The 8,757-nt window shown below is 70.1% G+C and carries 9 protein-coding genes and 1 pseudogene; 7 read left to right on the top strand and 3 right to left on the bottom strand.

Going from position 1 to position 8,757, the window contains the following annotated elements; all coding sequences use genetic code 11:
- Positions 1 to 31: 31 nt before the first annotated feature.
- The 3 genes and pseudogenes from JNW89_RS19250 to JNW89_RS19245 all read left to right on the top strand — a co-directional run bounded on the left by JNW89_RS19250 (position 32) and on the right by JNW89_RS19245 (position 1,965).
- Positions 32 to 1,653 (top strand): annotated as a pseudogene (locus JNW89_RS19250) (pyridoxal phosphate-dependent decarboxylase family protein).
- A complete protein-coding gene (locus JNW89_RS38890) occupies positions 1,550 to 1,810 on the top strand; it encodes a fasciclin domain-containing protein (protein WP_375155118.1) in 261 nt (86 codons plus the stop codon). Before JNW89_RS19250 ends, JNW89_RS38890 begins: the two are co-directional and overlap by 104 nt.
- A gap of 2 nt (positions 1,811 to 1,812) precedes the next feature.
- Positions 1,813 to 1,965 carry a hypothetical protein gene (locus JNW89_RS19245; RefSeq protein ID WP_238449959.1) on the top strand — a complete coding sequence of 51 codons (153 nt, stop codon included), beginning with the start codon at positions 1,813 to 1,815 and terminating at the stop codon, positions 1,963 to 1,965.
- Positions 1,966 to 2,698: 733 nt separating this feature from the next.
- Here the strand turns inward: JNW89_RS19245 and JNW89_RS19240 are convergent.
- The gene (locus tag JNW89_RS19240) at positions 2,699 to 3,142 is read right to left on the bottom strand and encodes an OsmC family protein (protein ID WP_238449958.1); all 444 of its coding nucleotides are present in this window, start codon (positions 3,140 to 3,142) and stop codon (positions 2,699 to 2,701) included.
- On the opposite strand from JNW89_RS19240, the gene JNW89_RS36810 reads away from it, so the two are divergent.
- Both JNW89_RS36810 and JNW89_RS19235 read left to right on the top strand, forming a co-directional pair.
- On the top strand, positions 3,141 to 3,272 hold the full coding sequence (locus JNW89_RS36810; RefSeq protein WP_255540989.1) for a hypothetical protein: 132 nt from the start codon (positions 3,141 to 3,143) through the stop codon (positions 3,270 to 3,272). The two genes, JNW89_RS19240 and JNW89_RS36810, sit on opposite strands and share 2 nt — an antisense overlap.
- A 193-nt stretch (positions 3,273 to 3,465) precedes the next feature.
- Complete coding sequence (locus tag JNW89_RS19235) at positions 3,466 to 3,807, top strand: helix-turn-helix transcriptional regulator (protein ID WP_238449957.1); 342 nt, start codon at positions 3,466 to 3,468, stop codon at positions 3,805 to 3,807.
- A 413-nt stretch (positions 3,808 to 4,220) separates the two neighbouring features.
- Here the strand turns inward: JNW89_RS19235 and JNW89_RS19230 are convergent, their stop codons facing one another.
- Positions 4,221 to 5,231, bottom strand: a complete 1,011-nt coding sequence (locus JNW89_RS19230; protein WP_238449956.1) for a CU044_5270 family protein — start codon at positions 5,229 to 5,231, stop codon at positions 4,221 to 4,223.
- On the bottom strand, positions 5,228 to 5,848 hold the full coding sequence (locus tag JNW89_RS19225) for an RNA polymerase sigma factor (RefSeq protein WP_238449955.1): 621 nt from the start codon (positions 5,846 to 5,848) through the stop codon (positions 5,228 to 5,230). Before JNW89_RS19225 ends, JNW89_RS19230 begins: the two co-directional genes overlap by 4 nt.
- 612 nt (positions 5,849 to 6,460) lie before the next feature.
- Here JNW89_RS19225 and JNW89_RS19220 point away from each other — a divergent pair.
- Positions 6,461 to 7,726 (top strand): LVIVD repeat-containing protein, encoded by a 1,266-nt coding sequence (locus JNW89_RS19220; protein ID WP_238449954.1) that lies wholly within the window; start codon positions 6,461 to 6,463, stop codon positions 7,724 to 7,726.
- Between the two features lie 553 nt (positions 7,727 to 8,279).
- Positions 8,280 to 8,606 (top strand): DUF4184 family protein, encoded by a 327-nt coding sequence (locus JNW89_RS19215; protein ID WP_238449953.1) that lies wholly within the window; start codon positions 8,280 to 8,282, stop codon positions 8,604 to 8,606.
- Positions 8,607 to 8,757 lie beyond the last annotated feature (151 nt).

Raw genomic sequence — 8,757 nt, 5'->3', positions numbered from 1 at the left:
CCCCCGCTTCTTCCACTTCATCATCGGCGGGGTGACCCCGGCCGCTCTCGCCGCCGACTGGACGGCGGCCCTGCTCGACCAGAACGCCGCCTTCCGCGCCTCCTCGCGGCTCGCCAGTGAGGTCGAGACGATCGCGCTGACCTGGCTGCGGGAGCTGTTCGGGCTGCCCACGACGTACGGCGGCGCGCTGGTCACCAGCGCCACCTTCGCCAACGTCACCGGGCTCGCCGTCGCCACCCACTGGTGGGGCGAGCGGCACGGCGTCGACGTCGCCGCGGACGGGCTGGCCGGGCTGCCCCGGATGCCCGTGCTCTCCGGCGGCTACCTGCACCCCAGCGACCGCAAGGCGCTGCAACTGCTCGGGCACGGCCGCAACAGCGTCGAGATCCACGCCCGTGACGGCGCGGGCCGGGTCGACCTCGTCGCCCTCGACCGGCGGCTCGCCGAACTGGCCGCCCCGGCGGTGGTGATCGGCAGCGCCGGGGAGGTGGACACCGGCGACTTCGACCCGCTGGCCGACCTCGCCGACATCGCCGAACGGCACGGCGCCTGGCTGCACGTCGACGGCGCGTTCGGGATCTTCGCCGCGCTCTCCCCGCGCACCGCCGGGCTGATCGCCGGCATGGAACGCGCGACTCGATCGCCGGCGACGGGCACAAGTGGCTCAACGTGCCGTACGAGAGCGGCTTCGCCTTCCTCAAGGACCCGTCCCGGCTACCGGTCGCGTTCGGCATGCCCGGCGCGGCGTACCTGCCGGGGGAGGGCAGCGCCCTGCCGACACCCGGCGCGGGCGCGGACTACGCCCTGCTCGGCCCGGACTCCTCCCGCCGGGCCCGGGCCCTGCCGATCTGGGCGACCCTGGCCGCGTACGGGCGCGACGGCTACCGGTCCATGGTGGAACGGCACCTCGACCTGGCCCAGCGTCTGGCGCGCCGGGTCGACGAGACGCCCGAGCTGCAACGCCTCGCCGAGGTGCCGCTCTGCATCGTCTGCTTCCGGGCGCGCCGGCGGGCGTACCCGAGGAGGCGCTCGACGAGGTCAACCGGCGGCTCGGCGCGGCCCTGCTCGCCGACGGCCGGGTGTACGCCGGCACCACCGTCCACGACGGACGGGTGGCGCTGCGCCCGGCGATCGTCAACTGGCGCACCACCGAGGCCGACGTGGACCTGCTGGTCGACGTGGTCCGCGAGCTCACCGCGAAGGTGGTCGCCGAACTCGGCTGAGCAGGGGTGCATCCACCGGCCGGAGTCGGGGCGAAGCAATGGTCGTGACGACAAGTCACGGATCTGGTCGCACCATGAAGGGTTCGCCGATGAAGATCGCACGACTCGCCGCCCGCGTGGCCGTGGGCACCATGGCCACCGTGCTGGCCACCTCCGCCGTCGCGGTGCCCGCCGCCCAGGCCGCCGGCAAGCAACCGGGCACCCGCAGCCTGGCCGAGGTCCTCACCCGGGACACCGGCGGTTTCGACCGCAACTCCCGGGACTTCGACGTGCTCACCGCGGCCGTACTGGCCGTCCTCGAGGCCAAGCCAAACTCGCCGGTGAAGGTGCTCGCCGACGGCACCGTCGCGCTGACCGCGTTCGTTCCCACCGACGCCGCGTTCCGGGAACTGGTCCGGGGCCTCACTCACGCCCACCGGCTCCCCAGTGAGCAGGCCGCCTTCACCGCCGTCGCCGGGCTCGGCATCGACACCGTGGAGAACGTGCTGCTCTACCACGTGGTGCCGGGCGCGACCATCGACCGGCGCGCGGCGCTCATGGCGGACGGCGCGGAGTTGACCACCGCGCTGGGCGCACCGTCGAGGTGAGCGTGCAGCGCTGGTGGCACTTCCGCCAGGTGCGCCTGGTCGACGCCGACACCAGCGACCGCTACGCGCGGGTGGTCGCGTACGAGATCAACAAGGGCAACCGGCAGATCGCGCACGCCGTCGACCGGGTGCTGCGCCCGATCGACCTGCCCTGACCCGGCACTGACGCCACGGCGCCGGCTCCTGCCGGGCGCCGTGCGCGTGCAGGCGCGCGCGGGTGCGTCGGGGCACCGGATCGCGCCCCGACGGCCCGTCGTGGTCAATCGTCAGTCGTTGTCGCCAACCCTCTGTGATTGCTGCCATACGCGCGGTACTTGTTCATTGACGTCGCCGACGATTATCTTTGCTTCGTCAAGCAACTGCATCTGAGGGTCGACGGAGGCTCAGCTCCGGCAATCGCGCGAGTGTGATCTCCGTACAGCCGGACATGGCTTCCTCACCGCTTCACCCATCCGGATGCCTACCGCGCCCCGTGTCGTTCAGGAGTCGGACATGATTTTTGGGCCAGCTCACCGCAGCTTCCGCGACGAGCAGCGATGCCGGGCGGCTCGGCGGCGGATGCGGGAAACCCTCGCGGTCCGCCGGGCCGCCGCAGCGGCTGGGCAGCGGGGCGTCACACTGCCTGACGAGGCGAAGCCGGCCGCATGACAAGGCGCGACCGGGCGGCGCGGGCCCAAGGGCGGCACCGGCCGATCGGGGAGCCGAGGGGGAGCAGTGGAGTGCACTGAACGGCCTTCTGCTGCGCTCAGCGGCACTGGACCGCACTTGACGCATCGGCCCGGTGCCCGCGGCTCTGCTTCTCGCGGTTCGGAGCGGGTGCAGCGTCCCGTCTCACGGTAGAGGGACCCGCGTTCAAGAGCTCCTAACGAAATGATGTTGGGCGTGTCCTCAGTCCCCGGTGGAACCGGCAGCCTCGATGATCGAGACGGGAGTGCCAAGTTCGACGGTACGGGAGACGGTGCAGAGTCGGTCGTGCGACTGCTGCAGCGACCGGGGCAGCGCCTCGCGCGCCCTGTCGCCCTCCGCGCCCACCGGGAACGTCACGGTGAACTCGACCCGGAGGTTCTGCATCCGGTTTCCCCCGGCCTCGTCCCGGATCTTGTCGCCGGTGACTTCGACGGAGAACCGGGTCGGCTCGGCGCGGCGGCTGGTGATGTGGTCCACGTCTATCGCGGTGCAGCCGCCGATGGCCGCCAGAAGCAGTTCCACCGGCGTGAAGCTGCCGTCCTCACCCGCGCCCATCGACATCGATCCGCCGCGGACGTTCCGCACGACGTACTTCCCCACGCTGGTGCGCTCGATCTCCACCGAGCGGAAGGTGTCCTCACTCATGACCGGCACGCTACCCAGGCCTGTTGGTCCCCGAGTCACCGACCTGGCCGACCCGGCCCATCCCTGGCGCAAGATCGAGTTCCACGGCACCGCCGAGGACCTCGAACGGGACCAACACGAGCCAGACTGAACAACCCGGAGAGAGCACCAAGATGCGAGCCGCCGGGCGCATGGTCAGCCGCTGCTCGTAACCTCGTCGCCCAGGCCCCAGCTTCCCGTCGCAACCGGCTTGGCGAGCGCTATCGGGGTACTGGTCCCGGGTTCTACCGGCCTATCGATGGTGTTGGTGGAACGATAGGGGCGTGGGAGCTGCGAAAACTGCTATGCCTGCTATCTCGCCGCTGGCTGGCGAGCCGATCAAGCGTGCCGATGCCGAGCGGCTCGCGGGAGTGCTGAAGGCGTTCGCCGATCCGGCCCGACTGCGACTGCTCAGTCTGATCCAGTCCGCTCCGGAGGGAGAGGCGTCCGTGACTGACCTCACCGCGCCGCTCAATCTCTCCCAGCCGACCGTGAGTCATCACCTTCGGATCCTCACCGAGGCCGGGCTGCTCGAGCGCGAGAAGCGCGGCGTCTGGGCGTACTACCGCCTGGTGCCGTCCGCGATCGCGGCGATAGCCGACCTGTTGACACCGCCCCGCAAACGGGCGGGGAAGAGGGCTCGTTGAGCGGCACTGTCGAGGACAGCGCCGGGTGATGCCGCAGTTCATCCCGGTCCTGGCCGCCATCCGCGTCCCACGCCTGGTCACAGGCCGCCCGAGAACCCGACCGGCGCGGTCGGTCAACTTCATGTGCGACCAATCCTCGGCTTGACTGGTGCCCTCGGCAAGTGCCGGGGGCACCAGTGCATTCGGGCCGCTATCTTGCTGGCGGGTTATTAGCAGCTGAGGGACCTGGTGGAGCCGTGGCCGCTGTACCAGTCGCCATGAAGCCGGTGTGCGTCACGTAGACCCGTTAGCTGCAGGTCCAGTTGCCGGAACACCCCATGCCATTTCCGCGGGCGGTTACACCGCCCGATGCGGCGGTGGAGCTGGTGCAGGTGCTGCTGATGCCGGTGCTGACCCAGGACCCGTCGGACTTGTCAGTTGGTCTGGCCCGGCGCGTCCACGATCTTGCCGGTGACCCGGATCAGCTCGACCTCGACGTCACCCTCCTTCAGCTTGACCCCCTCAGGCGTCGTGTGGTCCTTCACCACGACGGTCCGACTTCCGAGGAACTCGTGGGTGGTCGGGTCGAGCAGGATGTCGTGGTGCCGCCACCCGTCCTGGACCATGCCGACCGCGACTGCCGGGCGTCCGTCGAAGTCGACCGGATCTTTGGACTGGGTGACGCCGGGGATCAGGGCCAATACCCGTAGCAGCGTCGCCTTCACACTGGGCGGAAGCACGTTGTCTCGCAGCATCGAGTCGATTACCGCGTACGACAAGGCATCGCCCCGGGCGTTGTCGCCCCTGCCGGACGGTATCTGGGCTCGCAGCCAGCCGAGTAGTGCCCGCGGCTCGGTCGGCAGCCCGGCCAACGTCGGGTAGTCCTGGGGCGGCAGGGAATGCTGGACCTCCGCAGCCTCCGTGGTGATCTCGAGCTTGCCGTCAACCATGACGGCGCTCTGCCGGCCGTCGGCGCGCTGCCACGACCGGGTCGTCTCGCTGCTGGCCTGTCCCTTGTCCTCGGCGACCTTGCCGCGGACGATCTTCAGCTCGACGTAGGTCCACTGATCGGGACGCGGCGGCGTGAACGGCTCGGTCTCGGCGTGCACGGCGGCCAACTCGAAGGTCTGGACGATCGACCCGCCCGCCACGTACGGGGGTTGGCGTGCCGACTGACCCGCAGGCGGAGTCCCCTGGCCAAGGCCGCCGACCGCGACCACACCAACCACCAGCGCCGCGGCCCCGAAAGTGGCCAAGCCAGACGGCCACGCCCAACCCGGCAGGCGCCAGCCGCGCGGCTCGACCTGCTCCGGCCGGTTCGGCACGGTGGCCTCGCGTTCCGCGATCCGGGCCAGCAGCGCCGCCCGGGCCCGGGCCTGAGCATCCGGCGACGGCGGCTCGACCTCGCTCCAACTCTCCCGCAGCGCGGTGATGTCGTCGGTCACTGGGAATCCTCTCCGGTTGCCGTGGGGTCGGCGCCACCCAGCGCCGCCCGTAACCTTCTGCGTGCCCGATGGAGCCGAGACCGCACGGTGCCAGCGGGTACCTCCAGCGCACGGGCAACCTCCTCGCAGGTCAGGTCCGCCCAGGCGATCAGGAGCACTACCTCCCGGTCTCCTGGCGCAATCTCCCCCAGCGCCGCCGCGAGCCGTCCGCGCACGGCCTGCGCGTCCAGCCGTACGGCGACCCGGTCGGCCGGGCCGTCGAGGCTGTCCGGGTCGGCCGTGGCGACCTGGTCCGCCCGGGCCAATGCCCGGTACTGCCGCGCCTCGGTCCGCTGGTGGCCGGCGATCAGGTTCGACGCGATGCCGAACAACCAGGGCCGGGCGCTGTGGTGCGCGGTGTCGTACCGCCGCCAATGGTCGAACGCGACCAGAAACGTCTCCGCCGCGATGTCGTCGGCCAGGTCGCGGCCCAGCCGGCGGTTCGCGTAGCCATGGATTGCCGGGTAGTAGCGGTCGAAAATGGCGCCGAACAACTCCGGATCCCCGTGCATCCGACTGATGATCTCGGCGTCGGTCTGCCCAGTGGCGGTGTCCACGTCCCGTGTCACCACACCCATGAGTCCTCCCTCTGTCCGCACCCTCCGTACACGGCGAGGCCCATTCCTACTTCGCCGATGGCGGCGCGGGTGTTCGCGGAGGACCCGCCTCTGCCGCCCTTGTGGCTCTGGCGGTCCGCATTCAGTCCGCAGGAGGGCGACGGGGGCGGGGGAGGGGTGCGGGCTGCACCGCGCTCATCGACGATCCCGAGGACGTCCGGTTCGCACGGCCATTCGGGCCTGCACGGCCGCCGCTCGGCTCCTCCAGCCGGTCGGAGCAACCCCATGGCCTCAGTGGACAGCGCGCCCAGGTTCGGCGTCCGCCTTCGCATGCCCGACGGCACCGCCACCACCGACTCGGCCACGACCGTCGGTCCAGTGGTTGTCGCTGGCGGGCTCGTCGCCGTCGTCGACATCTCTGCCTCCCACGACCTCTGGCTCTTTCCGGCATTACCAGGGCCGGTGCAGGTTTATTTTCGCCGCAGGGGCTAGCGACGGCTGCAGGTATTTGACACTGTGGCATTCACCAGCGTGCTCGCCCTGGTGGCGACACGTCCGACGCGAGGGGGCGCCGTGCTTAGACCTTCCCGAATCCGATCACTCGCCGTCGCGGGCACGGCGATCCTGCTCGCCGTGATCGCATCTCCGGCGCAGGCGCACGAGCCGTGGGACGACGGGTCCGTCCCACCGCCCCCGCCGAGCAGCCCGGCCGACGGCTACAGCCAGAACATGCACCTGCTCTCCACCGCCAGCCACACCGGCGGCGTCAACTCCGACCTGGCCTTCGCCGGCGACCTCGTCTTCGCCGGCCACTACGGCGGTTTCCGGATCATCGACATCTCCGAGCCGGGCGAACCGGTGGAACTGGCCGACGTGCACTGCAACGGCCCGCAGGGCGACGTCTCCGTCTGGGGCGATCTGCTGTTCCTCTCGGTGGACACGCCGCAGAGCACGCCGGGCTGTGAAGGATCGCGCAACGTCACCGCGACGACGCCCGGCGCGTGGGAGGGCGTACGCGTCTTCGACGTCAGCGACCCGACGGCACCGGAGTTCCTCCAGGCGATCCGCACGGACTGCGGGTCGCACACGCACACGCTGGTACCCAGGGAGGACGGCGGCACCTACATCTATGTCGCGTCGTACCCGCTCAGCGCGAGCAACATCGGGCCGGACTGTCAGGCGCCGTTCGAGCGGATCTCGGTGATCGACGTGCCGGGCGGTGATCGTGCCGCCGGCCTCGCCGCGAGGGTGGCCGCCGAACCGACGGTCAAGGGCGTCGACCTCTTCGCAGGGGCGTCCGGTGACTTCTTCGCCTGCCACGACATTCAGGTGCTCACCCCCCGCGACCTGGCCGCCGCGGCGTGCCTGTCGCAGGGGCAGCTGTGGGACATCAGCAACCCGCTGGCTCCCCGGGTCACCGCCGACGTCGACACGCCTGACGTGGACATCTGGCACAGTGCCGCGTTCACCCACGACGGAAAGCACGTGACCTTCGGCGACGAATACTTCGGCGCGGCGCAGGAGCCCTTCGGAGCGATCTGGACGTACGCCGTCGACAACCCGTCCGCGCCGCTGAGCCATCTGCGGATCCCACGCGCCGAGCCGAGCACGTACCACAACTTCAACTACGTGCCGGTGGCCGGGCGCAACATCCTGGTCTCCTCGGCGTACGGCTCGGGCACCTCCGTGGTCGACCTGACCGATCCGGCGAATCCGAGGGAGATCGCCTACTACGACATGCGGTCCAACCAGTGGTCCACCTACTGGTACAACGGCCTGATCATCGCCAACGACATCTCGCGCGGCGTCGACGTGCTGCGCCTCAGCACCCCGCAGACAGCCGGGGCCCGCCGCCTGCCGATGCTCAACCCGCAGACGCAGACGTTCCTGCTCCGCTGACCGTGCGACGAGAGAGCGGGCGGGTGCCGACGACGCCCGCCCGCTCTCGTGTCGTATCAGCGAACCGGCATCCGTCCGGCGTTTGGCAGTCGGGGCGAAAAGAGATGCCTGTGCGCCGAGCCGGCCGGTCGGCCCCAATCGCCACCTCGTGCAACGTGATTCCGCCGGCTCGCAGCCCTACAGCGGTGGGACTGCGCTGGGCAAATTTGCCGGCCGGTCTACCCTGCGGCAAGCTCGACCCCGCCGGCATCATCTACCTCGACCCGGATGGTTGGCGCACCGTACGTGGCCGACGGCAAGCTGTTCCTCGCCGCATTCCGATCGCCCAGGGAAGGCGGCTCCAAGTCTCAGACGATGCCAGTGCTCTTCGGCCGGCAGATACCGGAGCCGAGTGTCTACGGCACACTGCTACAGATTCTGCGGCTGCGCTGTGCCTGACCGGCTCTGATGCTGCCCGGCCAAGCGGCACAACATTGGGTGGGTTCCGGCGCTGCGCTAAGGCCGGCGAGGGGCGTCTGGCTGCCCCTGGGATCCATCGAGCGAGGGAGGCGAGGTGCCGTTCACCGGTAGTCATGTCGCCGCCGTATTGCCGTTGACGCGATCGGCGTGGCTGGTGCCGTCGGTGGTCGGGAGCATGGTTCCCGACCTGCCTTACTACCTGCCGCTGCCGGTGGAGGCGACGCTGACCCACTCGCTCGGCAGGGTCCTCGGCACCGACATGTTGCTGGGTCTGGTGGTGTTGGCGCTGCGGCATGGGCTGTTGGTTCGCTTCCTGACCGTTATCTCGCCGGCCCGGCTACCCGGGTTGCGGGCCAGTGCTCCGCCCTTCAGGACTCCGTTGGGGAATAGCCAAACCACTCGGATTCACCTGTTGGCATGATTGTCGGATTCGTCGGGTGGGAAGGGTCGTGAGGTGTCGCTGGAAGCGTGGGATGACCGTGGGGTGCCGGAGTTGACCGCGCGGATGGTTCGGGCGTCGTTCCCCAAGGGCACTCTCGCGATGCGGATCCGCGACGCGCTCGGCCCGGTTT

This window comes from Micromonospora sp. 4G55 (assembly GCF_016803375.1).
This window is presented reverse-complemented; position numbering and strand designations above follow the sequence as displayed.